We start from the raw sequence: 25,368 nt of genomic DNA on the forward strand, positions 1-25,368 counted from the left end.
CCAGGTCACTGGCCCGGTCGATTTCGTCAGCCACAGCATTCACCTTTCACGGTCATTGGTTTTGTTTGCCGGGTCCTGCCGGGGCCGATTGAGGCCCTCAAAGGGGATGACCCGGGCCTCAATTTGAGACAGGCGGAACATGTCGTTCAGTCCTCGCCTGATAGCGGCCTCCGCCGCCTCCTCGACCGTTACTCCCAAACGGTCTGCCAGCTGCCGCAGCGCTTCCATTTCCGCGCGGCTGAGATTCGTTGTCTCCACAGGGCCTCCACCGGGCCTGGAACCGGCCTTCAGGCGGCGTGTAGCGCTCGGCTACTCTTCTGCATGCTCTGAACACCGGCCAGCAACACCTTGCGTACAAACACTGCGCGCTGCTGCTGGTTGAATCGGGCAAGGGCCTCAATCACGGCGAGCTCGTCGTCGTTGAGGCGGATCTTTACTTCGTTGTCGCGGATGTGTGTCGGGTCTGCGTACATGTCCGTATGGAGGTAGTCAGTGAGGGAGGTATTGGCGCTGCTAGTCCGAGTACGATTGGCCTGTCGGCCAACTACTTGGGAAATCGAATGGAAATCGGCTCAATCATTTCTGCGTTCAGCACCTTGGCTACGCTCAAGGACGCTGCGCAGGCGGCTCTCGCTGTCCGTGACTTCAATGCGGCTGGCGCGGCCATCAGCAAGATCACTGACGAATTGCTCAAGGCTCAGCAGAACCTCTTGGTTCAATTCGACTTCACCACGAAGTTGCAGGCGGAGCTGGAGCAAAAGCGTCGTGAGCTTTCCGAACTCCAGAACGCCCTTGAAGACCGCGCGCGATACACGCTTGTCGAGCTCACCGACGGCATATTCGTTTACCGCCTCAAGGACACCCCAGCAGGGAATGGCGTCAGTCCAGAAGCCGTCGAACCGGTCCACCACTTGTGTCAAACCTGCTACGACAAGGGGGTCAAGTCCGTCCTTCAGCGTGCTGCTCGGCTGGGCGATGTCACACTCGACTGCAATGTCTGTGATGCTCGGTACAGAACTGGCGAGCACATCCCGCTCCCGACCATCGACTTTAGGAATCACGGGTTTAGTTGAGGTAGCCATCTCAGGCGGCCTCCTGCTGGGTGGGTGGGCCGGCCGACTCCTCGCCAGCCATGGACTCGGCCAAGACGACCAGCGCCCGGCCCACTTCGTAGTTGGGTTGCTTCGTATCGCCATTGCGAATCCGGTTGATGGTCGATTGATGCGCACCCACCGCAGTGCCTATGGCCTGGTCGGTGAGCCCAGCATTACGGAGGCGGTCAATGGCGGTTGAGGGGTCCATGAGTCCGAATTATGCATACTTACATAGTTCCGTCAACGGTCTTGAGGGTAAATCAATGAGCATTTGCATTCGACCCGACGAACGGTAGGGCGGACCATTCGCAAATGAGTAAATTGATCGCCAACATTAGGGCCCTAGCGGCACACCGGAACATCAAACAGACTGAAATCGGCCGCGCAACAGGGGTTGACCAATCCACCCTGAGCCGAATCATGGCGAGCAAAACGACCGATCCGGGCTACCAGACCGTTCAGAAGATCGCCAGATTCTTTGGCGTGTCCATGGACAGCCTAGTCAACGACGACCTCACCGTAGCCGCCCCACCCGTAGGGTCGCAGCCTGTGGGATTGGATGCCCCTACCCTTACTTCCGCGCTGAAGCTACTGACTGAGGTATCCCGGATCCGCCAGGAACCCCTCCCACAAGTCGACGCCCAGGCGCTGCTGGTGGCTATCGAGATCATTGAGGAGGCCGAGGAAGCGTACAGCTCCTCTAATGTTCTCGATTTCATGACGAAGTACGTTGAGCGGTTAGAGAGGGGGGTGAAAAATGGCACTGAACGACAAGAGGATCACCGAGCTGGCCGAAAGGCTCAGTAGGGCGATGGGTGGCTGTGCCCCGTCCAAGGGGAGGGCCCCACGGGTAGCAGTTGACAGGCTGGACGAATTTGACACGGATCCAGTAAGCCGCACGTGCCGATTGGAGAGGATCCGCTGGCTGCAGCGGACCTATAGGCTCCAATTTCTTGTTAAGCAGCACACGTTTGGCCTCTCGGGGCCCGAGCACCTTGGGGACGAAGCTCTCCTCTCCCTTCATCGAGATATGGAGCGAGCCCGGGACTGCATAGCAGAAGGCATCCTTCTTGAGGATGCCGGCCTCATCAAGTCGCAGTACCCCTAATCATTAAGGATAGAGAGCATGAGCATTGCAGGAGTGGTTCTGTACTTGGCCGCCGCCACGGCCTCTGAGACAACCCCAGAGGACTTAGGTGCAGTAACCAGCGCCATAGCCTTCGTGGATGTGTGCCAGTCCATGCGGGAGGCACCCAAATACCTAAAAGGCGCTTCGCCCGAGGAACAGGCTATTGCTGGGCTTACGGTGGAGCTCTGCAAGGGGATGGTTCAGGCGGTCGCGGCCACTGTCACATCCACGCCCAATTACACAGTCCAAGGTGCCCGTGTCTGTCTCAACGAGACCCTGACCACCGACCAAGTTATTGACGAGATGCGGAAGATGATTGACGCAGATCGTCCAGCCTTTGCCGGGAATCCCATCCCCAGGGTGGACACCTCTACCGCAATTCTCGGCGCAATCCACCGGCTATCGCCGTGCGCACCCTCAAAGTAGTCGCACTGGCGGCACTCATGGGCGCAAGCTTCAGCGGTCATGCGCTGGAGCTTTATTGCGCCGGCGAGTCTGTGATCGGGGGATCTGTTGGAACAAACTCCATCGTCTTTGAGATGTCAGACACCACGCTCAGGGCAAAGATATGGACTCCAGAGGGTGACGCCATTGGCATCCTGAGTGCAGGAGCCAAGAACTACACAGGCTTGGTTGAGGTGCCCGAGACCGGCTCTCGCTACTCCCTCTCCCTCAACCGTTACACAGGCTCTCTCTTTCTTATGCGGGTCGATCCCCCGGCACCTGACTCTAAGGCAGCATTCTGGGGAACCTGCCTAAAGGCAGAGCGTAGGTTCTAACCCGCCCGGGTTGCGGGACCGCGCTATTCATAAGTCCTACCTACCGTTCGTCGGCCAATCTGCATTTTGTTGCATTTGTGCATTGACGAACTATGCGTGTTTGCATACAGTCTCTCCAACGCCCCACCACCCATCCCGGGCCGGGGCAGGAGAACGAAGCCGTGAACGTCCAAGCACTCACCGCAACCCCGGAACAGCTGGCAGTCCTGATCGAATACTGCCGCAGCCAGATTCAGCAGTACGCCTACGGAATCCCTGCCGAACTTCAGGGTGTGGTCGAGGCGATCTCTGGGCCCTGCTTTGATGCAGACGGTGAGGAGGCCTGAGCCATGACCCTCGAACTGATCAAGCTGGACGCAGAGGGCAACCGCCTGGCCGCCGCCGCCGCAGAATGGGTAGCCGTTGAGCTCCCGCAGCACGGCCTGACCTTCACCGCCTCGCCGGTCCTTGACCGCGATGTCCCGCACGCAAAGTGCGAAGCCGCCTGTAAGGCCGTGACTATGTTCGGCGCCGAGTGGGACATGCCGACTCTCGACGAGCTCCAGCTGCTGGTCGACCGCACGCGCCGGCACCCGGCCATCAACACCGATTACTTCCGTGACATTCCGAGCGATTGGTTCTGGACCAGCACTGCGGTGGCCGGCTCTTCGGCTTCCGCGTGGGTCGTCTATTTCAGCTACGGCGGCGTCCTCGGCAACCTCCGCTACAGCTACGGGTTCGCGTTGGCCGTGCGTCGTGCCGGTCAGTGATTTGCACTTTGCCTCGGGAGAATGAAATGACCGCACAGAATCAGCAGCGCTTCACCCAGACCCACGGCGGCGTCCTGACCGTGATCGACGCCACCACCGGGCTGGAGTGGACGGCAAAGCCTCTGTCGGGCGAGTTCAACCACCAGGGCGCCATCGACGCCTGCACTGCGCTGGACTTCGCCGGCCACACGGACTGGCGCCTTCCGACCCGGCAGGAACTCTGCAGCATCGTCGACCTGAGCCGCATCGAGCCGGCCATCGACATCGCCGCCTTCCCTGACTTCCCGAAGTGCGGCTGGTTCTGGACCTCGGATCTGTACGCCGGCTCTTCGGCTTCCGCGTGGAGCGTCAATTTCAGCCACGGCTACGTCCTCAACAACCTCCGCCTCAGCAGCGGGTTCGCGTTGGCCGTGCGTCGTGCCGGTCAGTAATTGGCCTTTTTGACATAGGTGCAATGACATGAAAGCCGACTATCAAACCAGCCGTAGTGACGATGAGCCGGAAGCGGACGGGATTGCCTATGAGTTCGCCTGCGACCAGGTAGCGGCAGAGCTGGAGGCCGAGTCCGAAACCGCGCAGCTGGTTGCGACGCTGAGCAACGCCGAGCTGGTGATGTCGCACCTCATGTCGGCCGCGCTGCCGGCGCACCTGATCCCCTACGCCCGCGATCTGGCCGACTTGGTCCGGAACGTCTCCGGCCGTGTGGAGGAGCAGATGAAGGTCGTCGCCTACGACGACGTGCGGGATGCCGCATGAAGATCGTCGAGAAGACCTTCGACCACAGCGGCCTGACCGTCGAATTCGTGGAGTTCGAGCCGGTGAACCGCGAGCAGGTTTCTATCGCGCAGCGCGACATCCAGCGTCACCTCGCCGCCATCAACGCCCAGCAGGCCACCGCGCCGGCCAAGGCCTCAGCCGCCTACAAGGAGAACGCAGCATGATCATCGACTTTGACAGCAAGCGCCGCCTGCAGCAGCTGGTGGTGGCCGAGGCAAAGCGCCGTGGGTACTGCCGTGTGACGCAGCTGATGCTCGCCCGGCATGCGCACCCCTGCGGCCCCGGCACCCTGCGCGCTCAGGCGCATCAGGTTGTGCCTTACCCCTACGAATCGGCGACCGCGCCAGGTGCAGCATGAGCGCCGCTGTAGATGTGCTGGCGGTGATGGACGCGGCTGCGCGCGGCCTGTGGGTCGAAGGCGAGCCCGTGAATCCGTACGCGGCGGATCTGATCTCGGCACGCGCCGCAGTTGCCGAGCTTATCGAGGCCGCTGACGATCTGGTGACCCATGCAATCGGTTGCGAAATCCTGCTGAAGGTTCATCAGACGGAAACCGTTGCAAAGGCAAAGGCTGCGCTCGCCCGCGTCAAAGGCGGTGCGAAATGAGCGTCGAGGAGCTGGTCGAGAACGTCACCCGCGACGTGTCGCGCACGTTCTTCATCTTCGGTGGCATCGGCGGTTTCATCGTCGGCGCGGTCGTCTCCCTGCTGGTTCAAGGAGCTGTGGCATGACACCCAGTTCCGAGTTGGACCGCCTTTTCACCGAGGTGTTTCCGCCCATCCCGAAGCCGGACGCATTGGAATCGACCAGCGTCATGCGGGTCACCCGCGACGGGGACAAGTTCCGCATTGAGCCAATTCCAATGCGCCGCGTTTACCTGGACCCCATCGACGCCGACGAGACGAACTACGGCGTCTGCGCACAAGGAGAGAGTGATGAGCAGTAACGGAATCGGTCCATGGCGAATCAGCGACGCCCAGCCCGGCATGGTGGTAGATGAGCGCGATCAGCCGGTGGCGAGGCTGCACTGGCAAGGGAAGAAGGCGTCCAACATCGCCCGTGCGAATCGCAATCGGCTCGCGATCATCGCCGCGCCCGAAGGATTGGAAGTGGCCGTGTTCGTCTACGAAGCCCTGTTGCGGCATCCAGTCGATGCATGGCGCATTCGGGCGGATGGACAGAAATCCCTGTGCCTGCTGCGCGGCTTCATTGCCAAGGCCACAGGCAGGTCCGAGCAGGAAGTTCAGGAATTCCATGAAGGCGTTGTAGCAGGAGAACTGGAATGCGCCACCTGATCGCCCCGTTCTTCTGCATGTTGGCCGTCGGCCTGTTCCTAGCGCTCACCGTGCGCGCCGTTGAAACCGACGCCGCCAGCTTCGTGCTGATCGGCCTGGCCGGAGCCGCCTTCTTCATCCGCCGCTGCTGGGTCGAAACCCACCGCGCGTGGCCGACCTTCACCCGCCACCTGGCCCGACGTCGCGAGATGCGCCTGTCTCCGCCGGTGATCCGGATCAACCCGCATAGGGACGACGTGCAATGAGCACTCAGCTTGTGACCATCGAAGACTCCGTGTACGGCACGAAGGACGTGTTTGCCTCGGTGCTGACCGACCGGTCCATCAACTTCGACCGGGAATGCGAATTCGCGCTCCAGGCGCTCTACAGCAACGACTTCGCGATGAAGATTGCGATGCAGAACCGCGCCTCGGTCACTGCTGCTGTCGTGAACATCGCCGCCATCGGGATCAGCCTGAACCCGGCGAAGAAGCAGGCGTACCTGGTGCCGCGCGACGGGAAAATCTGTCTGGACATCAGCTACATGGGTCTGATGGACCTGGCCATCGACTCCGGGTCGATCCGCTGGGGGCAGGCGGAGCTGGTCTATGAGACCGACACCTTCGCCCTCAACGGCGTCGATCAGCAGCCCACCCACCAGCGAAACCCCTTCGCGAAGGACCGGGGCGAGGTCGTGGGAGTCTACGTGGTTGTGAAGACCGCTGACGGTGACTACCTGACTGGCGCAATGTCGGTCGATGAGATCAACGCTGTTCGCGACCGCTCGGCAGCCTGGAAGGCATGGGTATCAAAGCAGAAGTCATGCCCTTGGCTGACTGACTGGGGTGAGATGGCGAAGAAGACGGTGGTGAAGCGCGAGTACAAGTATTGGCCGAAGACTGAGCGTCTGGCCACTGCCATCCACCACCTCAACACCGACGGAGGCGAGGGCCTCGCCACTTTGGTGGGCCAGACGGTGCCGCGCGGGGCGCTTCCGCCGCCTGCAGACAGTCCTGAGCGAGACGCGTTGTACCTGCGGCTTCAGGACATCACCACCGGTGGAATTAACGCGTACGCGGATGCCTGGAAGGCACTCACTGCCGAGGAACGCCGCATGATCGGTCAGGACGGCCACGCCACGCTCAAGGCCGCAGCCGAGAAGGCTGGCGCAGAGGAGGTTGTCTGATGCGCGTCATTACCTGCGAGCAGGGCAGCCCTGAGTGGCACAGCGCCCGCGCCGGAGTGATCACCGCCAGCATGTTTGGCGTCGCCCGCAAGCGTGTCGGTGAGCTGGACCAGCGGCAGCGGACCTACGTGCAGGCCATCCACGCTGGCAGTACCCCGAAGGTGGCGCAGGAGCTTGCCGGTTACAAGGTTGCCCCGAAGTCCGCAATCATCGATAAGGCGCTGCGCGGGGAGCCGGTCGGCGACTACAGCGAGGAGGCCAAGAACTACGCCTTCCGCCTGGCTGTTGAGCGGATCAACGGTGAGCCGCTGGACGAGGGCTTCCAGACCTATGCCATGAAGCGCGGCCACGACCTGGAACCGATGGCTCGGGCCGAGCATGAGGTGCAATCGGGCCTGATCGTGAAGCGTGCCGGATTCGTGCTCAGCGATGACGGCGTGTTCGGCGCCTCCGCCGACGGCCTGATCGGGGACGACAGTGGTTCCGAGTACAAGTGCTTCCTCGACCCCGCACTCCTTCGCGCCTTCCATATCGACAACGACGCGAGCGACGTTTTCGAACAGGTCCAGGGCTGCATGTGGATCACCGGCCGGAAGGAATGGCACGTCGGCCTGTACTGCCCCGCCCTGGTGAACTGCGACCGGCATCTGTGGTGGCGCGTGTTCCAGCGCGATGACGCCTTCATCGCTGCCATGGAGCACGACCTGCGCGCCTTCGCCGATCTGGTCGACACCTTCCACCAACAGCTGCAGCAGCCGCTGGCGGCTTGATTCACCACACAGGAGATGCCCGTGAGCAAGAACACCATCGTCAACCGTGAGAACGAAGAGCTGGTCATGCGAGAGCTGGCAGAGCTGATCGCCAGCAGCGCTCACCCGGAAGACCCCCGCCTTGAGGTCGCCTACTCGATTGCTCGACACCTGAAGCTGGGTTGGCCGTCCGCCGCTCGCGAGCCGGTTGTTGTCCCCGACTGTGTAGGGGCTGATGACGCAAACCGCCTGTATGGCGAGAGCTTCGGCGTCGACTGGATTTACGAAGGTCGCCCGGCCGCAGCCTGACTCCCCAGCTGCCCGCTCCCCACGGGCAGCACCACCCCGCGCCGGCTGGGGATCCCCAACGCCGGCAACCTCATTCACGGAGTCCAGCATGCACAACCAGCTCGACATCTTCGACCACGACCCGGCAGTACTGGCCGCAAAGCACCGCGAGGCCGCGCAGTTCGCGCTCACCGCAGGCGATCAGGGCTTCTTCACTGCCCAGGAGCGCTACGACCACCTCACCGCCGAGGCCGAGCGCCTGGAGCGCCTGGCGGCGATGCAGGTGGCCGCATGAAGGCATTCGCCGGCAAGTCCAGCCTCCGCCGCGCAGCGCCTGCTCACATCACCGCGCGGGACACCCTGCGCCGGCACCTGCATGAGGCGAGGCACGACCTGAAGTGGCTGGCCGGCGTGTGGGGCTGCCAAGCCTTCAGCGTCTGGCGAACTTTCCAGCGTACCGGCCGCCACTTGCAACCGCACCACGTAGAACTCGCCATCACCGCTCTGGAGCTGGACGAGTTCGACGCCAACGAAATCCGCCTGATCGCTGCCCGCGAGGCCGGCTGGAAGATCGACCCGCAGTACCTGATTGACACCCAACCCACCCGTAAGGAGACGCAATGAACACCGTCACCATCCGCACCGAAGGAACCGAGATCACCGTCAGCGACGGCAACGTCGCCGTGCAGCGCATCCAGCCCGGCCCGCAGGCAGTTTTCACCGATGACCTGCCCTGCGCCAACCCCTTCCCCACTGCCGGCCACACCAAAATTCTGGCCGACGGCACGATGGTGGACGGCACCGCGACTCGAACGGACCACGTGGCCGTGGTGGACCGCTCCACGGGCCTGATGTGGGCCGTTGAGTCCATCGGCGACGAGGACGGCGATTCCCAGGACCACGCGGCCTGCACCAAGGCCTGCGCCGACCTGCGCCTGCTGGGCTATGACGACTGGCGGATGTCGACCCGTGCCGAACTGGCTGCCCTGGTGGATGACACCCGCCGGAACCCAGCGATCGACACCGACCTCTTCCCGCGAGTGAAGCCCAGCTGGCATTGGACCAGTACCGCCCTGGCTCCGGAAGACGGAGGCCCGGTGGCCGGCTCTTCGGCTTCCGCGTGGGGCGTCAATTTCAGCTACGGCGGCGTCGGCGACGGCCGCCGCGGCGGCGACGGGTTCGCGTTGGCCGTGCGTCGTGCCGGTCAGTGATTGGCCTTTTTGAGAAGAGTTGAACAATGACTTCAAGATTCCAGCCCCCGCCGATTATCCGAAGCGCAGAACGCCTGGTCGTTGAGATTGAGCAGGCTGTCCGGCGGTTCCCGCGCTACCACCGCTACCAGATCGGTGCGGATCTCCGCGCCAAGGCGATGGAGGTGTTCACCCGCGCCGGCAAGGCGTGGCGGGATCGCTCTGCCCAGGCAAAGCTGGTCGGAGAGCTGGTATGGGTTATCGATGAGCTGAAGCAGTTCCTGCAGGTGGCCAAGCTGCTGCGCGCTTTTGGCAGCTTCGGTCAGTTTGAGGTGTTGGCACGCCAGGCTGAAGAGCTTGGCGCGCAGGCTGGTGGCTGGCGCCGCCGGCTGATCTCCCCCAATGTCCAGAATGCGCAAGCCCATGGCGCCGCGCAGCGTGACCAGAAACTGAGTACCCGTACCGCCCTTGCGAGGGCCAATTCATGACGAAGCCACGCTACCCGCATCAGGGATGCGCGACCTGGTCGCAAGTGTATGGGGAGGCGGTGGCCGGCTCTTCGGCTTCCGCGTGGAACGTCAATTTCAACAACGGCAACGTCAACAACAACCACCGCAACAACAACGGGTTCGCGTTGGCCGTGCGTCGTGCCGGTGAGTTTCAGGGAGAGGTAGGTCTGCAGGAGTTGTACCAAGCATGGCGGCGTGCACGCCGCCAGAAGGTTCCGAGCTTCAATCAGTTGCGTTTCGATCACCAGTGGGCCGACGGGCTGCTGCAGCTGCAGCGTGAGCTCTCTTCCGGTCAGTGGAAGCCGCGCCCGTCCACCTGCTTCATCGCCACCCGTCCCAAGGCGCGCGAGATCCATGCGCCGGACTTCGCCGACCGCGTCGTGCACCACTGGCTAGTGCCGCAGCTTGAGGCGCTGTGGGAGCCCACCTTCATCCACGACAGCTATGCCAACCGCAAGGGTCGCGGAAGTCATGCGGCAGTGCACCGGACTCAGCAGTTCATCCGGCAGGTGCATTCCGGCCATGGCGGCGGCTGGTATCTGCAGCTGGACGTGGCCAACTTCTTCAACAGCATCCACCGGCCGACCCTGTGGCGGATGCTCCGCAAGCGCATGCAGGAGCGCCAGGTATCGGCGGCGGTCCAGCAGGCCACCCATGCATTGCTCCGGCGCTCTCCGCTCCATGCCGGCGTGCAGGTGCGCGCTACCGCCGCCGAACTGGCCCAGGTGCCGCCGCATAAGCGCCTGGCCAACGCACCGGCAGGACGCGGGCTGCCCATCGGCAACCTATCGAGCCAGTTCTTCGCCAACGTCTACCTGGACGCGCTCGACCAGTTTGTTAAGCACCAGCTCAAGGCAAAGCGCTATCTGCGGTATGTGGACGACTTCGTGCTGTTCCACCACGACCGCGAGCAGTTGGCAGCCTGGCGGGACCAGATCGAGGCATTCCTAGCCGACACGCTGGGCCTGCGGCTCAAGGTCGAGCAGAAGCTGTGCCGCCTCACCGATGGCCTGGACTTCTTGGGCTACGTCATCTACCCGACACACACGCTGGCCCGGCGCCGCGTTGTGATCCATCTGCAACAGGCGCTGGCCGAATGGGAGGGGATGCACGTTTCGGGCAACACCCTGCGCGGCACGCCAGCCGATTTCCGCGAGGTTGCAGCTCGCGTCGCCAGCTTCGCCGGACACCTGCGCCACGCCAGCACTCACCGCCTGATGCAGCGCGTACACGCTCGATATCCGTGGCTGCGGTTCGCAGCCAGACCCCGACGATTCAGCCTCAAAGCGGAGCGGCGGACCCTTTCGATTAAATGGCAGCACAAGGAGACGGCATGAACACCAAGATCAGTGATGCGGCGCCGATCTGCGAAACTTGCAATGGCTGTGGGCTGATCGGTGGCCCGAGTTTCTACGCCCCCGACGAAGGTGGGGTTCCGTGCCCTGATTGTCAAACAACCCGTCCCCGCCTCGCCGCCCCGCCCGCGCAGGGCATCGACCTAGGGCAGCATCTTCTCAACCTAGTTGCTGCTGCAAAGTACATGCGCGACCGCGTAGTGGAGACGCGAGGCACGAAGTGCATGGACGACCTCGATTATGCGATTGACGAGGCAGATAAGGCCCTGATCGACAGCCAGCGCGATGCAGCGCCAGGAGCGGGATCGTGAGCCGCCGCATCCAGTACCACATAGAAACGCCCTACGCAGGCGAGAAGCCGTGCGGCGTTATCGAAGTGGACGACGACACCGCTGAAGAGCAGATCGAGGAAATGGTGCGTGATGAGTTCTTCAACCAGTTCAACTACGGCTGGTGCGAACTGGCCGAGGGAGAGGAAGGCGATGAAAGCTGACATCGAACAGGCCCGCGAGCTGTTGCCTTGCCCATTTTGCGGGAACTCCGACCTGGGCGTGGGGCAGTGGGTCGAATGCCACACCTGCAGTGCCTTCGGGCCGGGCTATGAGCTGGGCGATCCGCTCGTCCTGTGGAATCAGCGGCGCCCCGCTATCCCCAAAACCCTAGCCACCGTCACCCCGCCGCGCGACCTGCGGACGAAGCTGGGGGGGGTGTGATGCAGCTTCTGCTCTTTCCAGAGAACCCGGCGGCCGACGTTGAGGCTTTGATTCGCGGGATTCTGGCCCTGCGGCGCCGCCATGGCGCGAGTGGTCAGGCTGGCGAGGATATCGACCTCATTCGGGCCGCTCTCACAAAGGAGACCGCCTGATGGACGCGATCACCCAGGCCAAGCACACGGCGCAGGTGTTCCTCAGCGAGTGCCGCAGTCGGCGGCACAGCCACGGGTTCTGGTTCGCCTTCCGGGGCGCCCAGAGCGCGCGGCGGCGCGCTGCAACCCTGCTTCGACCGGCACCCGTTGCACCTGCCCTCCCTGCCCAGATGGATCTGTTCGCATGAGCGCAGCCGAGAAACTGATGACCCTCACCCAAGCGGCCGACAAGTGCGAGTGCTCGACGAAGACCCTGCGCCGGGCTATCGATGCCGGCCAGCTCGCCGCCTGCCGCCTCGGGCAAGGGCCGAAATCCGACAGAATTCACCCCGCCGACCTAAGCGCCTGGTGGGCAAAATGCAAGGTAAGGACATGCCAGTCACCAAGCGTCCAAATGGACACTACCAAGTTACCGTCAGCGTCGGCGGACGAACAACTCGAAAGTCTTCTCGCCACTGGTCGTTCAAGGACGCCAAGGACTACGAGCGCAAAATGCTCGCCTCGGTCCGCGACATTGCGGCTGGTCGCCAGCCGGAAAGACTGATCGCGGACGCGGTGAAAAAGTGGCTGGTGGACCACGTGCCCCGGCTGCGTTCGGCAGTGAAGACGGAGGCGCACGTGCGCGCCCTGCTGCCGTACATCCGGGGGCGGAAGCTGTCGGAGGTGTCGCAGGTGTGGGCGGAGGTGAAGGCGGCGGAGATGGGCAAGGCCCCGGCGACGGTCAACCACAAGGGCCGTATCTTGCGCCAGGTGACGCGGATGGCGTGGCGGGAATGGGGGTGGCTGGAGCGGCCGGCGGTGATTGCCCTGCTGCCGGAGAAACCGCGCGAAACGTTCCTGACGACGGAGCAGGTTGAGGCGCTGGCGCGGGCATGTCCCAACCCGGCGGCGGGCGACTACGTGCGCCTGGCTGCCTACACCGGCATCCGGCGTGGCCACCTGCTGCGGCTTACCGCGCATGAGGTGAGGGAGGAGTTCATCCACCTGGACCGCACCAGCAAGACGAAGACCCTGCAACTGGTCCCACTGCACCCGCGCGTGATCGGCATCGCCGGCCGGCTGCCACTGGGCGTGTCCGATGACCAGGTGCGGGATTCGTGGGCCAAGGCACGCGCCGCGTGCGGGCTGCAGCACGTGCGCTGGCACGACCTGCGCCACACCTGCGCGTCGTGGCTGGTGCAGGCCGGCGTGCCGCTGCACACGGTGTCGGAGGTGCTGGGCCACAGTTCCACGGCGATGACGCGGCGGTACGCGCATCTGGCGCCGGATCACCTCGCCGAAGCCATTAAACGGCTCGCGTAATTCGGTGCAGTTTTTGTGCAGTCGATGGGGCCAAAGGTGCCATTTCTGTCCGGCATCGCCCCTTATGATTCAGTAACTTACGCTTGAGCGGGTGACTTAAAATCCGCCGGGGGCAACCCCATGCCGGTTCGATTCCGGCTCCGGGCACCACGCCGCGCGAACGGCCGCCGCGAACGCGTCAGATCGCCCGCGAATAGCGCACCGGCTGTTCGGGCTGGGCCAGGTAACGGTCGAAGCACATCGCCAGCAGCCGCAGCAGCGGGCGGCCGCGTGCGGTTGCGCGCACCACCCCGTCACGGTACCCGGCCAGCCCGTCGGCCTCCAGCGCCGCCAGTGCGGTGAGCGCGTCGGCAAAGTAGTGGTCGAAATCGACACCATGACGTGCTCCCAGCGCGCGACCATCCACCTCGCCCTGGCACATCAACTGGTTGATCAGTTCCGCGCGCAGCGCGTCGTCCGCATCCAGGGTCAGGCCCCGCCACACCGGCAGGCGCCCGGCATCCATCGCGGCCTCCCAGCCTGGCAGGTCGCGTGGGTTCTGGCTGTAGCTGCTGCCGATACGACTGATCGCGCTGGCGCCCAGCCCGACCAGGTCGGTATGCGCATGCGTGGTATAGCCCATGAAGTTGCGGTGCAGCTGGCCGGCACGCTGGGCCCGGGAGAGGTTCTCGTCCGGAAGCGCGAAATGGTCCATGCCGATGTACTGGTACCCGGCCAGCGTCAGCCGGCGCACGGCCAACCCCAACAGGGCGAGCTTCTGTTCCGGGCTCGGCAGGGCCGCATCCGGAATCTGCCGTTGCGCCTTGAACAGGTTCGGCAGGTGCGCATACCCGTAGATCGCCAACCGGTCGGGGCGTTCGCGCAGCACGGTTTCCAGCGTGCGCGCAAAACCCTCCAGGGTCTGGTGCGGCAGCCCGTAGATGAGGTCGACGTTGACCGAATCCAGGCCATGTTCGCGGCAGGCACGCAGCACCTCCAGCGTGGCCTCCACGCCCTGCTCGCGGTTGATCGCACGCTGCACCACCGGATCGAAATCCTGGATGCCCAGGCTGGCGCGGTTGAACCCCAACGCGCCCAGCACCGCGATGTCGCCGCGGGTGACAAAACGTGGGTCCAGTTCGATGGAGAAATCGCGGCTGGCTGCAGCGCTGAACGAAAAACGCTGGCGCAGGCCCTCGATCAGCTCGCGCATCTGCGTGACCGCCAGGAAATTGGGCGTGCCGCCGCCAAGATGCAGCTGGACCACCTCGCGCGAGGCATCAAACAGCGGCGCGATCAGGGCGGCTTCGCTGAGTACGCGCGCAACATAGGCCACGCCCTTGGCGTGATCGCGAGTGATGACCCGGTTGCAACCGCAATAGAAGCACGGACTGCTGCAGTACGGCACGTGCACGTACAGCGACAAGGGCAGCGCCTCGACATTGCTGGCCGCGATCGCAGCACGCAGCTCGATTTCACCGAAGCCATCGTGGAAATGCGGCGCGGTCGGATAGGAGGTATAGCGCGGACCGGGCCGGTCGTGGCGGCGCAGCAGTTCGGGATCGAAGTGCCAGGCGAGCCCGGCGACGGCAGGCGGGAAGGTGTCCATGCCCGTCAGCGTGCGCGCCGGGGCGCCGCCACGCATTGAGCCAGATCAATCCAGCCGCGATTTTCCAGCGATGGGCAGCTCGGGCCAGCGCTGCATCTGGATGCGCCGCCAGAAGGTGTCGGCGATGCGCGTGGCCACATCGTCGGCCAGCTGCTGCATGGGTCGGTTGCCGGATTCGGCGGTGGTCTGGCGGAACAGCAGCAGCCAGCGGTCGAACAGGTCGCGCTCCAGCTCGGGCATGGCCATGTGCTTGGACATCGGGTTGCCGTTGAAACGGCGGGTGCCGCGCAGCATGGCCGACCAGAAATCCACCAGCTGGGCCAAGTGCCCGTCCCAGTCGTGGATGCGCGCTTCGAACACCGGGCCCAGCCGCTCCTCCCGGCGCACGCGCGCGTAGAAGTCGTGCACCAGGCAGGTGACTTCCTGCTCGCTGCACAGCGTCGCGGAGGCGGCAGGCAGTTCGGGGACGACGGCGGACGACATGGTTTCCTCGACGACGGACACTATACGGGGGCGCGGGAATGATGCTATGCCGCCCCGATCAGGATCAATGTGGCGTGATGTCGCAGGGCCTGGTGCGCAGGCCCTGGCCATGCTGAACGACCCGCCAGGCGGCGTCAGCGCGTGCAGCTGCTGCGCGGCGGCACCATCTGCGCCCGCCGGACGATGCCGAGCTGCTCGATGATCAACGCCAGTTCGTTTGTTACCTGGGTCCGGCTGCGGCCCTGCGGCACCAGGCGTTCCAGCACCTGCTGGTAAGTGGTCCAGAACTCCGGCCCACAGCCATGCTTGCTGTAGCTGGCTTCCAGCTCTGTGCGGACGCCGTCAGCCAAGTCATTCGCGCCGTACTGCATACGACCTCCCTTGGACCTGCTCTGCATCTATGGACGAGCAATTCCCCCTGCCAGGCCTGCACCTGCCGCCCCGCCGCTGGGCGGCGGCGGGACTTCACCCACGTTTCACCCCACCCTTTCATGCCCTTCGCGCCAAGTCAACCAATGATGAACGGGCGATCGAACATGCCATGAACCGTTCATGTTCAGGCTGACCGCGCGCAGACAGCATGCCGCCTGATCGTTGACACCCTCATGTCAGCCCATCCGGTGAAGGGCAGAAACGAAAAACCCCGCCGAAGCGGGGGTTTTCGAACTGCTGGAGGCCTGGGTCGGAATTGAACCGGCGTACGCGGATTTGCAGTCCGCTGCATGACCACTCTGCCACCAGGCCGGTGACCCTATAAGACAAGACCCCGAGAACGGGGCCTGGTCAGGATTTGGAGCGGGAAACGAGACTCGAACTCGCGACCTCAACCTTGGCAAGGTTGCGCTCTACCAACTGAGCTATTCCCGCAAAATCAGGCGCATATGTTACCGAAACCGCGAGTAACACACCAGCCCTTTCACGCTTTTTCCTACATCGCCAGCGGGGTTCCCGGCGTCGACGTCCGCGTGCCACCGCGGAGAAAAACAAGGCCCCAAGGGGGCCCTGTCGAAATATGGAGCGGGAAACGAGACTCGAACTCGCGACCTCAACCTTGGCAAGGTTGCGCTCTACCAACTGAGCTATTCCCGCAGATCTGCTGCTTTCCCCTCGACCTGCGTCGAAGGAGCGCTATTGTGTCGGGATTCCTTCACGCCGTCAATATGTTTGATGCCGCGATGTTCAGCCGTGCATGCGCATGCCGCGCCGGTGGAAACGGACCTGTTCGGCTACCCGACGCCGCAGCCAGGGGATGGCGGCGCCAACGAAAAAAGCGACCCGAAGGTCGCTTTTTTCTTGAATCTGGAGCGGGAAACGAGACTCGAACTCGCGACCTCAACCTTGGCAAGGTTGCGCTCTACCAACTGAGCTATTCCCGCTTGGGAGGCGAAATTCTACAGCCAAACGCGGTGCTGTCAACAGCCCTCAGCCTTTCTTTTTCGCACGCGCGGTTTCACGTGCGGCGCGTTCGTCCTCGCGCAGGCTCGGCCACGCCGCGTGCAGGTACTGCAGGCCCGAGAACAAGGTGAGCACGGCTGCAATCGCCAACGTCCAGTCGCCGATATGGAACACCGGTTCGCCCATCCAGATATCGGACACCGGCGTATTCGGTGCGACCGAATACAACAGGCACAGCAGCGCGACCATCTGCGCGGTGGTCTTGATCTTGCCGATCAACGCCACGCGCACCTTCGCACGCTGGCCGATTTCGGCCATCCACTCGCGCAGCGCCGACACGGCGATCTCGCGGCCGACGATCACTGCGGCCCAGAACGCCATCCACGGGGTCGGGTGTGCCTGCACGATCAGGAACAGCGCCACGGCCACCATCAGCTTGTCGGCAACCGGATCAAGGAACGCGCCGAAGGCGGAGGCAAGGTCGTAGCGGCGGGCGATCCAGCCATCCAGCCAGTCGGTCAACGCCGCGATGCCGAAGATCGCCGCAGAGGCAAAATTGGTCCACGTGTAGGGAAGGTAAAACACCAGCACAAGCACCGGGATCATCACGATCCGCAGCAATGTCAGCCAGGTGGGGAGGGTCAACTTCATTGCGTCTCTCTACTCGCCGGCCGCAGGGGGCGTGGGCAGTCCATGAAGGTTAGCGTAGATGCGTGCGGCAAGGGCAGCATTGATGCCTTCAACTTTGGCGATTTCCGCTTCACCGGCCGCTTTCAGACCGACCAGCCCGCCAAAATGCCTGAGCAGGCTGGCACGCCGACGCGGCCCGATGCCGGGAATGTCCTCCAGCCTGCTGGTCATGCGCGCCTTCTGGCGACGCCCACGGTGGCCGGTAATGGCGAAACGGTGCGCCTCGTCGCGAACCTGCTGGATGAACTGCAGCGCCGGCGACGCTGCGCCCGGGCGCAGCTCGCGGCCATCGGGCATGACCAGCGCCTCGTGCCCGGCGCGGCGCTCCACGCCTTTGGCCACGCCTACCAGCATCACGCCTTCCACGCCCAGGTCGGCCAGCGCGGCCTGCGCCTGGGCCAGCTGGCCGGCGCCGCCGTCGATCAGCAGCAGGTCGGGCAGCACGCCCTCCTCTTCCACTGCGCGACGGAAGCGGCGGTCGATGGCCTGGCGCATGGCGGCGTAGTCATCGCCGGGTTCGATCCCGCTGATGTTGAACCGGCGGTACTGGCTGCGTACCGGGCCACTGGCGTCGAACACCACGCACGACGCCACGGTGGCCTCGCCCATGGTATGGCTGATGTCGAAACACTCCACGCGCTTGACCTGTTCGGCCAGGCCCAGCATCTGCCGCAGGTCCTCGCTGCGCGCATGCTGGGCGCTGCGGCTGGTGAGCTCGCTGGCCAAGGTGATCTGCGCGTTGCGGCTGGCCAGTTCGACGTAACCGGCACGTTCGCCGCGCACGTTCCATTTCAGCTGCACCTTGACTTCGGCCGAGGCACTCAGGGCCGATTCAATCAGGCTGGCATCGGGAATCTCGCGGTCGAGCAGGATCTCGCGCGGCGGCGTATGTTCGGCGTAGTACTGGGATACGAACGCCCCCAACACCTCCTCCGCGCTTTCCTCGCCGTTGGTGCGCGGGAAGAACGGCCGCGTGCCCATGTTGCGGCCATCCCGGAAGGCCAGCAGCATCACGCACGCACTGGCGCCCCGGGTGGCGCAGGCCAGCACGTCCAGGTCGGCGGCGCGTCCGTCCACGTATTGGCGGGTCTGCATGCTGCGCAGCGCGGTGACCAGGTCGCGCAGGCGTGCGGCCTGCTCGAATTCCAATGCTTCGCTGGCCGCCTGCATCTGCGTGCCCAGTTCGCGCGCCAGCTGGTCGCTCCTGCCTTCCAGGAACATCGACGCGCGGCGTACCGACTCGGCATAGTCCTCGGCTGCGACCAGATCCACGCACGGCGCGCTGCAGCGGCCGATCTGGTACTGCAGGCAGGGCCGCGACCGGTTGCGGAACACGCTGTCCTCGCAGCTGCGCAGCTTGAACAGCTTGTGCATCAGGTTGAGCGTTTCCCGTACCGCCGTCACGCCCGGGTACGGCCCGAAATAACGGCCTGGCACCGCGCGCGGCCCCCGGTGCAGCGCAATGCGCGGCCAGTCTTCGCGGGTCAGCAACACCTGCGGGTAGGTCTTGTCGTCGCGCAACGACACGTTGTAACGCGGCGACAGCGACTTGATCAGCTGGTTTTCCAGCAACAGCGCTTCGGCCTCGGAACGGGTGACGGTCACATCCATGCGCGCGACCTGCGACAGCATGGACATGATCCGCGCCGTCTTCGGCGCACCATTGAAGTAGCTGCCAACGCGGTTGCGCAAGGCGCGCGCCTTGCCGACATACAGCAGGGTGTCGTCGGCGGCGTACATGCGGTACACGCCGGGCGCGGTACTCAGGTGGGCCGCGAACGCCTTTCCATCGAAGGCCGGAGCGGTAGGCTGGGTCATTCGCTGATGGGTACGTCGCTCAGTACGCCGCTGACGGGATCGAATCGCAACACGGCGTGCGCATCGGTTTCGGCAATCCACACCGTCCCGCCTCCCAGCGCCAGCCCAGCCGGGCCATGCAGGCGGCGTGGCAGTTCCACGGTGCCCAGTTCGCCACCGCCAAGCCGCAGCGTGCGCAGGCGCCCGTTGCCGGCATCGGCGATCCACAACACCGGCGCATCCGGGCTCATCGCGATCGCCTGCGGGTACTGCAGCCGGGCCGTGGTACGCGGACCATCCTGGTCGCCGAACGACCACAACCCCTGCCCGACCAGCGTCTGCACCAGATCACCGCGCAATTGCATCGAACGGATCGACGAACCCAGCGCATCGCACACGTACAGCATCTGCTGCACGGCGGCGAGTGCGGCCGGCTGCGCGAAAGCGGCCAGGTGGCCACTGCCGTCGCGTTCGTCGATGGCCCCGGAACCGGCGCGCCAGGACAGCGTGCGTTGACCCAGGTGGTAGCTCCAGATCCGGTTGTCGCCGGCCATGGCGATATGGACCTGATTGTCGGCCACCGCCAGGCCCTGCGGATGGTTCAGCGCGGTCTGGCGGGGATCGCTCACCGTACCTTCGCGCGGGTCGCCGGGGCGGCCATTGCCGCACAGCGTATCGACCTGTCCGGTGACAAGCTGAATCCGGCGCAGCGCGTGGTTGCCGGTGTCGGCCACGTACAACCACTCCCGCTCCAGGGCCAGGCCCTGCGGCCGGTTGAACGCGGCCTCGCCCGGGCCGCCGTCCATCATGTCGGCGGTGCCCAGGCCGAACTGGCGTAGTACGCGGCCGGCATGGCTGCATTCAAGGATGCGATGGTGGCCGCTGTCAGCGATATACAACCGCTCGGTGCTCACCGCCAGTGCAGTCGGGAACAGCAGCGGCAGGCGCGGCTCCGGCCGCAGCTCGCGTTGGCGCGAGGCATCGCCATCGAGCGGGCTCGAGGTCCCTTGGCACAGGGCGTTGAGCGCGCGATCAAGTTCATCGCCGAAGCCGACCAGGCGGTCGACCTCACGCCCCTGCGCGTCGAGCAGGACCAGCGTCGGCCACGCCGTCACGTTGAAGCGGCGCCAGCCATCCCAGTCCGCGTCCAGCAGCGCCGGCGCGGTCAGGCCCTGCCGGCGCAGGAGCTTCAGGGTCTGCTCTGGTTCGCGTTCGCAGTCGAAGCGTGGCACCTGCAGGATCAGCAACTGCAGTTTTCCGGGGTTGCGCGACTGCCACTGGCCGAGCTCGGCCAGCCGGTGCGCGCACCACACAGAGGCGGCATTGACGAACGCCAGTACCACCGGGCGACCGCGCAGTTCGGTCAAGGTGGTCGGGGTGGCGTTGAGCCACGTGGCGAACTCGGGCAGATCCTGGACGGGCTGTACGTTCATGCGGTGATTATGCCGGAGTCGGCGTCATGCAACCGTCGTGTCACCGTCAATTTCGCGACGGGCCAGCCAGCCCTCGGCGCGCTCCAGGTCCTCGGGGGTATCGATCCCCGGCGGGAACGCGGCCGGCGACAGCGCCACGCTCAGGCGATGCCCGGCCTCGAGCACGCGCAGCTGCTCCAGCGATTCCAGCTGCTCCAGCGCACCCGGCGGCAACGCGGCGAACTGGTGCAGGAAGCCGGCGCGATAGGCGTAGATGCCGATGTGGCGCAGCCAATGCGGGCCTGACAGGCTCTCGCGCGAGCGCGCAAAGGCATCGCGGTGCCATGGAATGGGGGCACGGCTGAAATACAGTGCATCCAGGTTCTGCTGGCGCACCACTTTGACCACGTTGGGATCGAACAGGGTCTCGGCGTCCTCCACCGGCGTGGCCAAGGTGGCCATTTCGGCACCACTGTAGACCAGCGCTTCGGCCACCGCCCGGATGCCCTCAGCCGGAGCGAACGGCTCGTCGCCCTGCAGGTTCACCACCACGGTGTCATCGGGCCAGCCGGCCTGCCGGGCGCATTCGGCCAGCCGGTCGGTGCCGGAAGCATGGCTGGCGGCGGTCATCGCCACCTGCACGCCGTCCAGGCCCTGCAGGGCCTCAGCAATGCGCGCGTCATCGGTGGCCACCCAGACCTCGCGTGCGCCGGCCAGCAATGCGCGTTCGGCCACGCGCAGCACCAGCGGCTTGCCGCCCAGCAACCGCAGCGGCTTGCCAGGCAGCCGCGAGGCGGCGTAGCGCGCGGGAATGGCAACGACGAAATCGACGGGCTGGCTCATGCGGGACCTCTCGAAAAACGCAGGGAACGGGATTCAGCGGTGCTCAGCGCTTGCCGAGCTTGTCGACGCGGTCCAGCAGGTTGACCCAGAACGCGGCGGGCAGATCGGCCGACAACGGCACCGAGAAATGCCACTCGTTGGCGAACACCTTGCACTTCACCGCATCCTTTTCCGTCATCAGCACCGGCAGTTCGCTGCCGAAGCGCAGGTCCGCCGCCTGGTACGCATGATGATCGGCGAAGGCATGCGGGACCACGCCGATACCGTGCGCGCGCAGCATGTCGAAGAAGCGCTGCGGGTGTGCGATGCCGGCCACGGCGTGCACCCGCTGGCCACGGAAATGCGACAGCGCGCGGGCGCGGCCGCCGTTGAGCGGCTGCGCGCTGTCGATGTGCAGTTGCATCGCCCATTCGCCGAAACCGCAGGAGGCCAGCACGGACGGATCGGCGCTGGCCTGGCCCAGGTTGACCACGTGGAAGTCGCAGTCGCGCGCGCGCTCGGCCGGCTCGCGCAACGGTCCAGCCGGGATCAAGCGACCATTGCCGTAGCGGCGTTGTGCGTCGACCACTTCGATTTCAATGTCGCGCGCCAGCCGGTAGTGTTGCAGACCGTCGTCGCACACGATGATGTTGCAGCCCGCCTCGACCAGCGCCCTGCCGGCCGCCACGCGGTCGGCATCGACCCGGACCGGCACGCCGGTTTTCCAGGCGATCAGCACCGGCTCATCGCCGCCCAGCGCGGTCGGCGTGCCCACCTCGACCCAGCGCGGCACCTTGGCCTCTTCGCGCCCGTAACCACGGCTGGCCACGCCGGGCTTCCAGCCGGCCTCGCGCAGGCGGTCGACCAGGGCGATGGTCAGCGGGGTCTTGCCGGTGCCGCCGGCCGTCACGTTGCCCACCACGATCACCGGTACCGGCAAGGCGTGGCGCTTGAACCAGCCACGCCGATAAGCCGATCTGCGCAGTGCCACCACGGCGCCGTACACCGGCGCCAGCAGGCGCGCGGCAAACGGAATCGCACTGCCGTCGTACCAGTACGACGGCGTCTGGGAACCTGTGGACGCCATCAGGGCTGCCTTTCGCGGAACTGCATCTTGTGCAGGTGCTCATACAGGCCACCGAGCGCCAACAGCTCGTTGTGGGTGCCGCGTTCGACGATGCGGCCATGGTCCATCACCAGCACCTGGTCGGCGTGTTCGATGGTGGACAGGCGGTGCGCGATCACCAGCGTGGTGCGCTCGGGCATCAGGCGCTGCAGGGCGTCCTGCACCAGCCGCTCGGACTCGTTGTCCAGCGCGGCGGTGGCTTCGTCGAGGATCAGCACCGGCGCATCGCGCAGGATGGCGCGGGCGATCGCCAGGCGCTGGCGCTGGCCGCCGGACAACAGCGCGCCATTCTCGCCGACAGGCGTCTGCAGCTGCTGCGGCATGCGTTCGATGAACTCCCACGCATTGGCCGCTTCGGCCGCGGCGCGGATCTGCTCCTCGCTTGCGTCCATGCCGTAGGCGATGTTGGCCGCCACCGTGTCGTCGAACAACATGACCTTCTGCCCGACCATCGCCACCTGCCGGCGCAGGTCGGCCAGCGGGTAGTCGTCCAACGGCACCCCGTCCAGCAGGATGCGTCCGCCACTGGGCTCGTAGAAACGCGGCACCAGCCGGATCAGGCTGGTCTTGCCGCTGCCCGAGCGGCCAACGATGGCGGTCACGGTGCCCGGCCTGGCCTCGAACGTGATGTCGTCCAGCGCGATGCCGGTGTCCTCGCGATAACGCAGCATGACGTGCTCGAACGACAGCTCGCCACGTACGCGCTGGGCGCGGGTGCCGCCTTCGTCGCGCTCGACCGGCAGGTCGAGGATGCCGAACAGGCGCTCGGCGGCGGCCACGCCGCGCGAGATCGACGTCTGCACGCTGGTCAGGCGGCGCAGCGACGGGATGATGGCCATCATCGAGGTCATCAGGCCCATGAACTGGCCGGCATTCAAGCGCCCGGCGAGCGCCTCGCGGGTGGATACCCATACGATCACGGCGAGCGCCAGCGCGGCCAGGAACTGCACCGTGCTGGAGGCCAGCGCACGGGTGGTTTCGACCTTCATGTTCAGGCCGAGCATGCGGTTGGCCAGGCGCGAGTATCGCGATATCTCGTGCGCCTGGGTGCCATGCACCTTCACTTCCTGCTGCGCGGCCAGCGACTGTTCGGCGGTCTGCGCCATGCTGCCCATGCCGTCCTGGATGCCACGGCTGATGCGCCGGTAGCGCTTGCCCACGAACGAGACGATCACGCCGATCAACGGCACCACCACCAGCATCGCCACGGTGACCTTGACGCTCATCTGCAGCATCACCACCAGCATGGCGATGATGGTCAGGGTATCGGCAACCAGGGTCTTGAGCGCATCGGCGCTGGCCTGGGTGACCTGCTCGGTGTCGTAGTTCAGGCGGCTGACCATCACCGGCGTGGCTTCGCTGTCGAAGTGCGACGACGGCAGGTGCAGGTATTTGGACAGCACCTGCTCGCGCAGGTCACGGACCACGCTGCGCCCGGTGCGGGCCAGGGCGTAATCGCTGACCAGCGTGGCCAGGCTGCGCATCATGAACAGCCCGAGGATGGTCAACGGCAGGATCACCGCCATGCGCGGCTCGGGGTTGACGAAGCCACGATTGACCAGCGGTTCCATCAGCTTGGTGAAGTGGTAGCCGGCGAGAGCTTCGACCACCATCGCGATGACGGCGGCCACCATGAACACCCAGTAGGCGCGCGTGTAGCCCAGCAGGCGTTTGTAGATCGGCCAGACCGGCGCGTGTTGTTTACTCATGGACGCACCTCCGGCGCGGTAGCGATGGCGATGCGGCGGAAACCGAGCTGGCCCAGGGCATCCTGGGCGGTCACCACGGCCTGGTACGGGGTGCGGGCATCGGCGCGCAGCAGCACGGTCTGCTCACGATCGCTGCCGGCGACAGCAGCAATCGTCTGCTTGACCGACTCCACGTCGGTGCGCAGTACTTCCTGGTCGTTGATGAAATAGCGCCCCTCGGCATTGACCAGCACGCTCAGCGAGCGCGGCGGCTCGGTGGTGTCCTGCTGGCTGGCGGTCGGCAGCTGCAGCTGCAACGTCGAGCGCGCGTCGAAGGTGGTGGTGACCACGAAGAAGATGATCAGCACGAGGATGACGTCGATCAGTGGCACCAGATCGATGTGCACTTCGTCCTGGACCCGGTCGTTGCGGATGCGCATCCGTCAGCCCTTGGCCGTGACGGGCGCGGCACTGGCCGCCGGCGCGGTGCCGGCGCGCGGTGCTGCGTTCATGACGCCGGGGCGACCGTCCAGTGCGTCCAGCAGGGCCGAGGCCTCCATTTCCATCTCGATCACGTAACCGCCGATGCGGCCCTTGAAGTAGCGATGGAACATCAACGCCGGAATGGCCACGATCATGCCGGTGGCGGTGCACACCAGCGCCTTGCCGATGCCGCCGGCCAGCTGGTTCACATCGCCCACGCCGTGGTCGAGGATGCCCAGGAACATCTGGATCATGCCCACCACGGTCCCGAGCAGGCCCAGCAGCGGGCCTGCCGATGCGATGGTGCCCAGCGCGTTCAGGAACCGCTCCATGCGGTGCACCAGGTGCCGGCCGGCATCTTCGATGCGTTCGCGGATCTGGTCGCGCGGACGGTTGCGCGCTTCCAGCGCCACGGCCAGCAACGCGCCCAGCGGCGAGTTGGCCCGCAGCGACTGGATGTGATTCGGATCGAGCTTGCCGCGCGCGGCCCAGTTGCGCACTTCCTGGCCCAGCCCCGGGGGCAGGACCTCATTGCGCCGCAAGGTCCAGAAACGCTCCAGGACGATTGCCAAAGCCAGTACGCCCAACAGCAGCAGCGGCACCATCGGCCAGCCACCGGCCTTGACCAGTTCCCACAC

At 65.1% G+C, this 25,368-nt stretch carries 42 protein-coding genes, 4 tRNA genes and 1 pseudogene; 29 read left to right on the forward strand and 18 right to left on the reverse strand.

From position 1 onward, the window contains the following. Nucleotides 1-287 precede the first annotated feature (287 nt). From WIX41_RS02495 to WIX41_RS02505, 3 genes are all read right to left on the reverse strand, one after another. Nucleotides 288-473, reverse strand: coding sequence for a hypothetical protein (locus WIX41_RS02495; protein WP_339445601.1), 186 nt, complete (start codon nucleotides 471-473; stop codon nucleotides 288-290). Between the two features lie 99 nt (nucleotides 474-572). Continuing rightward, nucleotides 573-1,082 (reverse strand): hypothetical protein, encoded by a 510-nt coding sequence (locus tag WIX41_RS02500; protein WP_339445602.1) that lies wholly within the window; start codon nucleotides 1,080-1,082, stop codon nucleotides 573-575. A 1-nt stretch (nucleotide 1,083) separates the two neighbouring features. Further along, nucleotides 1,084-1,302: a helix-turn-helix domain-containing protein gene (locus WIX41_RS02505; protein ID WP_339445603.1), complete on the reverse strand. Its 219-nt coding sequence runs from the start codon at nucleotides 1,300-1,302 to the stop codon at nucleotides 1,084-1,086. Between the two features lie 104 nt (nucleotides 1,303-1,406). Here WIX41_RS02505 and WIX41_RS02510 point away from each other — a divergent pair, with 104 nt between their 5' ends. The 29 genes and pseudogenes from WIX41_RS02510 to WIX41_RS02650 all read left to right on the forward strand — a co-directional run bounded on the left by WIX41_RS02510 (nucleotide 1,407) and on the right by WIX41_RS02650 (nucleotide 13,246). Continuing rightward, nucleotides 1,407-1,901 carry a helix-turn-helix domain-containing protein gene (locus WIX41_RS02510; RefSeq protein ID WP_339445604.1) on the forward strand — a complete coding sequence of 165 codons (495 nt, stop codon included), beginning with the start codon at nucleotides 1,407-1,409 and terminating at the stop codon, nucleotides 1,899-1,901. Nucleotides 1,902-2,220: 319 nt separating this feature from the next. Further along, nucleotides 2,221-2,649, forward strand: a complete 429-nt coding sequence (locus WIX41_RS02515; RefSeq protein ID WP_339445605.1) for a hypothetical protein — start codon at nucleotides 2,221-2,223, stop codon at nucleotides 2,647-2,649. Continuing rightward, entirely contained in the window at nucleotides 2,631-3,002 is a 372-nt protein-coding gene (locus WIX41_RS02520; RefSeq protein WP_339445606.1) for a hypothetical protein, read from the forward strand. Before WIX41_RS02515 ends, WIX41_RS02520 begins: the two co-directional genes overlap by 19 nt. 161 nt (nucleotides 3,003-3,163) lie before the next feature. Beyond that, a complete protein-coding gene (locus WIX41_RS02525; RefSeq protein ID WP_339445607.1) occupies nucleotides 3,164-3,328 on the forward strand; it encodes a hypothetical protein in 165 nt (54 codons plus the stop codon). A 3-nt stretch (nucleotides 3,329-3,331) separates the two neighbouring features. Continuing rightward, a complete protein-coding gene (locus WIX41_RS02530; RefSeq protein WP_339445608.1) occupies nucleotides 3,332-3,751 on the forward strand; it encodes a DUF1566 domain-containing protein in 420 nt (139 codons plus the stop codon). 26 nt (nucleotides 3,752-3,777) lie between these two features. After that, nucleotides 3,778-4,182, forward strand: coding sequence for a DUF1566 domain-containing protein (locus tag WIX41_RS02535; protein ID WP_339445609.1), 405 nt, complete (start codon nucleotides 3,778-3,780; stop codon nucleotides 4,180-4,182). A gap of 28 nt (nucleotides 4,183-4,210) precedes the next feature. Continuing rightward, nucleotides 4,211-4,507, forward strand: coding sequence for a hypothetical protein (locus WIX41_RS02540; RefSeq protein ID WP_339445610.1), 297 nt, complete (start codon nucleotides 4,211-4,213; stop codon nucleotides 4,505-4,507). Beyond that, the gene (locus tag WIX41_RS02545) at nucleotides 4,504-4,692 is read left to right on the forward strand and encodes a hypothetical protein (protein ID WP_339445611.1); all 189 of its coding nucleotides are present in this window, start codon (nucleotides 4,504-4,506) and stop codon (nucleotides 4,690-4,692) included. The genes WIX41_RS02540 and WIX41_RS02545 overlap by 4 nt, the downstream gene beginning before the upstream one ends. Next, complete coding sequence (locus tag WIX41_RS02550; RefSeq protein ID WP_339445612.1) at nucleotides 4,689-4,886, forward strand: hypothetical protein; 198 nt, start codon at nucleotides 4,689-4,691, stop codon at nucleotides 4,884-4,886. The genes WIX41_RS02545 and WIX41_RS02550 overlap by 4 nt, the downstream gene beginning before the upstream one ends. Next, a complete protein-coding gene (locus WIX41_RS02555) occupies nucleotides 4,883-5,134 on the forward strand; it encodes a hypothetical protein (RefSeq protein WP_339445613.1) in 252 nt (83 codons plus the stop codon). The genes WIX41_RS02550 and WIX41_RS02555 overlap by 4 nt, the downstream gene beginning before the upstream one ends. Next, complete coding sequence (locus WIX41_RS02560; protein ID WP_339445614.1) at nucleotides 5,131-5,259, forward strand: hypothetical protein; 129 nt, start codon at nucleotides 5,131-5,133, stop codon at nucleotides 5,257-5,259. Before WIX41_RS02555 ends, WIX41_RS02560 begins: the two co-directional genes overlap by 4 nt. Next, a complete protein-coding gene (locus WIX41_RS02565; protein WP_339445615.1) occupies nucleotides 5,256-5,474 on the forward strand; it encodes a hypothetical protein in 219 nt (72 codons plus the stop codon). The genes WIX41_RS02560 and WIX41_RS02565 overlap by 4 nt, the downstream gene beginning before the upstream one ends. Further along, the gene (locus tag WIX41_RS02570) at nucleotides 5,464-5,823 is read left to right on the forward strand and encodes a hypothetical protein (protein ID WP_339445616.1); all 360 of its coding nucleotides are present in this window, start codon (nucleotides 5,464-5,466) and stop codon (nucleotides 5,821-5,823) included. The genes WIX41_RS02565 and WIX41_RS02570 overlap by 11 nt, the downstream gene beginning before the upstream one ends. Continuing rightward, nucleotides 5,811-6,068: a hypothetical protein gene (locus WIX41_RS02575; protein ID WP_339445617.1), complete on the forward strand. Its 258-nt coding sequence runs from the start codon at nucleotides 5,811-5,813 to the stop codon at nucleotides 6,066-6,068. Before WIX41_RS02570 ends, WIX41_RS02575 begins: the two co-directional genes overlap by 13 nt. Then, nucleotides 6,065-6,988: a recombinase RecT gene (locus WIX41_RS02580; RefSeq protein WP_339445618.1), complete on the forward strand. Its 924-nt coding sequence runs from the start codon at nucleotides 6,065-6,067 to the stop codon at nucleotides 6,986-6,988. The genes WIX41_RS02575 and WIX41_RS02580 overlap by 4 nt, the downstream gene beginning before the upstream one ends. Continuing rightward, complete coding sequence (locus tag WIX41_RS02585; RefSeq protein WP_339445619.1) at nucleotides 6,988-7,758, forward strand: lambda exonuclease family protein; 771 nt, start codon at nucleotides 6,988-6,990, stop codon at nucleotides 7,756-7,758. The genes WIX41_RS02580 and WIX41_RS02585 overlap by 1 nt, the downstream gene beginning before the upstream one ends. Before the next feature lie 21 nt (nucleotides 7,759-7,779). Continuing rightward, nucleotides 7,780-8,046 (forward strand): hypothetical protein, encoded by a 267-nt coding sequence (locus WIX41_RS02590; RefSeq protein ID WP_339445620.1) that lies wholly within the window; start codon nucleotides 7,780-7,782, stop codon nucleotides 8,044-8,046. Nucleotides 8,047-8,134: 88 nt separating this feature from the next. Further along, nucleotides 8,135-8,320, forward strand: coding sequence for a hypothetical protein (locus WIX41_RS02595; protein WP_339445621.1), 186 nt, complete (start codon nucleotides 8,135-8,137; stop codon nucleotides 8,318-8,320). Next, complete coding sequence (locus WIX41_RS02600) at nucleotides 8,317-8,649, forward strand: hypothetical protein (RefSeq protein ID WP_339445622.1); 333 nt, start codon at nucleotides 8,317-8,319, stop codon at nucleotides 8,647-8,649. The genes WIX41_RS02595 and WIX41_RS02600 overlap by 4 nt, the downstream gene beginning before the upstream one ends. After that, a complete protein-coding gene (locus tag WIX41_RS02605; protein WP_339445623.1) occupies nucleotides 8,646-9,236 on the forward strand; it encodes a DUF1566 domain-containing protein in 591 nt (196 codons plus the stop codon). The genes WIX41_RS02600 and WIX41_RS02605 overlap by 4 nt, the downstream gene beginning before the upstream one ends. Nucleotides 9,237-9,262: 26 nt before the next feature. Beyond that, nucleotides 9,263-9,703 (forward strand): four helix bundle protein, encoded by a 441-nt coding sequence (locus WIX41_RS02610; protein ID WP_339445624.1) that lies wholly within the window; start codon nucleotides 9,263-9,265, stop codon nucleotides 9,701-9,703. Then, complete coding sequence (locus WIX41_RS02615) at nucleotides 9,700-11,061, forward strand: RNA-directed DNA polymerase (RefSeq protein WP_339445625.1); 1,362 nt, start codon at nucleotides 9,700-9,702, stop codon at nucleotides 11,059-11,061. The genes WIX41_RS02610 and WIX41_RS02615 overlap by 4 nt, the downstream gene beginning before the upstream one ends. Then, nucleotides 11,058-11,390, forward strand: a complete 333-nt coding sequence (locus tag WIX41_RS02620) for a hypothetical protein (RefSeq protein ID WP_339445626.1) — start codon at nucleotides 11,058-11,060, stop codon at nucleotides 11,388-11,390. Before WIX41_RS02615 ends, WIX41_RS02620 begins: the two co-directional genes overlap by 4 nt. Then, on the forward strand, nucleotides 11,387-11,572 hold the full coding sequence (locus WIX41_RS02625; protein ID WP_339445627.1) for a hypothetical protein: 186 nt from the start codon (nucleotides 11,387-11,389) through the stop codon (nucleotides 11,570-11,572). The genes WIX41_RS02620 and WIX41_RS02625 overlap by 4 nt, the downstream gene beginning before the upstream one ends. Further along, on the forward strand, nucleotides 11,562-11,792 hold the full coding sequence (locus WIX41_RS02630) for a hypothetical protein (RefSeq protein ID WP_339445628.1): 231 nt from the start codon (nucleotides 11,562-11,564) through the stop codon (nucleotides 11,790-11,792). Before WIX41_RS02625 ends, WIX41_RS02630 begins: the two co-directional genes overlap by 11 nt. Beyond that, entirely contained in the window at nucleotides 11,792-11,944 is a 153-nt protein-coding gene (locus WIX41_RS02635; RefSeq protein ID WP_339445629.1) for a hypothetical protein, read from the forward strand. The genes WIX41_RS02630 and WIX41_RS02635 overlap by 1 nt, the downstream gene beginning before the upstream one ends. Beyond that, entirely contained in the window at nucleotides 11,944-12,132 is a 189-nt protein-coding gene (locus tag WIX41_RS02640; protein ID WP_339445630.1) for a hypothetical protein, read from the forward strand. The genes WIX41_RS02635 and WIX41_RS02640 overlap by 1 nt, the downstream gene beginning before the upstream one ends. A 17-nt stretch (nucleotides 12,133-12,149) precedes the next feature. Next, nucleotides 12,150-12,245: pseudogene (locus tag WIX41_RS02645) on the forward strand (hypothetical protein); the annotation flags it as partial. Nucleotides 12,246-12,301: 56 nt separating this feature from the next. Then, nucleotides 12,302-13,246: a tyrosine-type recombinase/integrase gene (locus tag WIX41_RS02650; RefSeq protein WP_339445631.1), complete on the forward strand. Its 945-nt coding sequence runs from the start codon at nucleotides 12,302-12,304 to the stop codon at nucleotides 13,244-13,246. A 178-nt stretch (nucleotides 13,247-13,424) separates the two neighbouring features. Here WIX41_RS02650 and hemN read toward each other — a convergent pair whose 3' ends face one another. From hemN to WIX41_RS02725, 15 genes are all read right to left on the reverse strand, one after another. Further along, on the reverse strand, nucleotides 13,425-14,834 hold the full coding sequence (hemN, locus tag WIX41_RS02655; protein ID WP_339449397.1) for an oxygen-independent coproporphyrinogen III oxidase: 1,410 nt from the start codon (nucleotides 14,832-14,834) through the stop codon (nucleotides 13,425-13,427). A 45-nt stretch (nucleotides 14,835-14,879) separates the two neighbouring features. Beyond that, nucleotides 14,880-15,317, reverse strand: a complete 438-nt coding sequence (locus WIX41_RS02660) for a group III truncated hemoglobin (RefSeq protein ID WP_339445632.1) — start codon at nucleotides 15,315-15,317, stop codon at nucleotides 14,880-14,882. A 134-nt stretch (nucleotides 15,318-15,451) separates the two neighbouring features. Next, complete coding sequence (locus WIX41_RS02665) at nucleotides 15,452-15,688, reverse strand: hypothetical protein (protein WP_409187303.1); 237 nt, start codon at nucleotides 15,686-15,688, stop codon at nucleotides 15,452-15,454. A 299-nt stretch (nucleotides 15,689-15,987) separates the two neighbouring features. Then, a tRNA-Cys gene (locus WIX41_RS02670) sits at nucleotides 15,988-16,061 on the reverse strand. 47 nt (nucleotides 16,062-16,108) lie between these two features. Then, nucleotides 16,109-16,184 (reverse strand) — tRNA-Gly (locus tag WIX41_RS02675). A 146-nt stretch (nucleotides 16,185-16,330) separates the two neighbouring features. Further along, nucleotides 16,331-16,406 (reverse strand) — tRNA-Gly (locus WIX41_RS02680). 211 nt (nucleotides 16,407-16,617) lie between these two features. Beyond that, nucleotides 16,618-16,693: transfer RNA gene (locus WIX41_RS02685), tRNA-Gly, on the reverse strand. A 46-nt stretch (nucleotides 16,694-16,739) separates the two neighbouring features. Beyond that, the gene (gene pgsA / locus WIX41_RS02690) at nucleotides 16,740-17,363 is read right to left on the reverse strand and encodes a CDP-diacylglycerol--glycerol-3-phosphate 3-phosphatidyltransferase (RefSeq protein ID WP_339445634.1); all 624 of its coding nucleotides are present in this window, start codon (nucleotides 17,361-17,363) and stop codon (nucleotides 16,740-16,742) included. Between the two features lie 9 nt (nucleotides 17,364-17,372). Next, complete coding sequence (gene uvrC, locus WIX41_RS02695; protein ID WP_339445635.1) at nucleotides 17,373-19,220, reverse strand: excinuclease ABC subunit UvrC; 1,848 nt, start codon at nucleotides 19,218-19,220, stop codon at nucleotides 17,373-17,375. Continuing rightward, nucleotides 19,217-20,632: a hypothetical protein gene (locus WIX41_RS02700; RefSeq protein WP_339445636.1), complete on the reverse strand. Its 1,416-nt coding sequence runs from the start codon at nucleotides 20,630-20,632 to the stop codon at nucleotides 19,217-19,219. The genes uvrC and WIX41_RS02700 overlap by 4 nt, the downstream gene beginning before the upstream one ends. Nucleotides 20,633-20,656: 24 nt before the next feature. Then, a complete protein-coding gene (kdsB, locus tag WIX41_RS02705) occupies nucleotides 20,657-21,454 on the reverse strand; it encodes a 3-deoxy-manno-octulosonate cytidylyltransferase (RefSeq protein ID WP_339445637.1) in 798 nt (265 codons plus the stop codon). Nucleotides 21,455-21,497: 43 nt separating this feature from the next. After that, nucleotides 21,498-22,520: a tetraacyldisaccharide 4'-kinase gene (lpxK, locus tag WIX41_RS02710; protein ID WP_339445638.1), complete on the reverse strand. Its 1,023-nt coding sequence runs from the start codon at nucleotides 22,518-22,520 to the stop codon at nucleotides 21,498-21,500. Further along, a complete protein-coding gene (gene msbA, locus WIX41_RS02715; RefSeq protein WP_339445639.1) occupies nucleotides 22,520-24,268 on the reverse strand; it encodes a lipid A export permease/ATP-binding protein MsbA in 1,749 nt (582 codons plus the stop codon). Before msbA ends, lpxK begins: the two co-directional genes overlap by 1 nt. Next, the gene (locus WIX41_RS02720) at nucleotides 24,265-24,687 is read right to left on the reverse strand and encodes an ExbD/TolR family protein (RefSeq protein ID WP_070209310.1); all 423 of its coding nucleotides are present in this window, start codon (nucleotides 24,685-24,687) and stop codon (nucleotides 24,265-24,267) included. The genes msbA and WIX41_RS02720 overlap by 4 nt, the downstream gene beginning before the upstream one ends. Before the next feature lie 3 nt (nucleotides 24,688-24,690). Next, nucleotides 24,691-25,368 (reverse strand): MotA/TolQ/ExbB proton channel family protein, encoded by a 678-nt coding sequence (locus tag WIX41_RS02725; RefSeq protein ID WP_339445640.1) that lies wholly within the window; start codon nucleotides 25,366-25,368, stop codon nucleotides 24,691-24,693.

The sequence above is a fragment of the Stenotrophomonas sp. AB1(2024) genome, from assembly GCF_037482345.1.
Taxonomy (GTDB): Bacteria; Pseudomonadota; Gammaproteobacteria; order Xanthomonadales; family Xanthomonadaceae; genus Stenotrophomonas.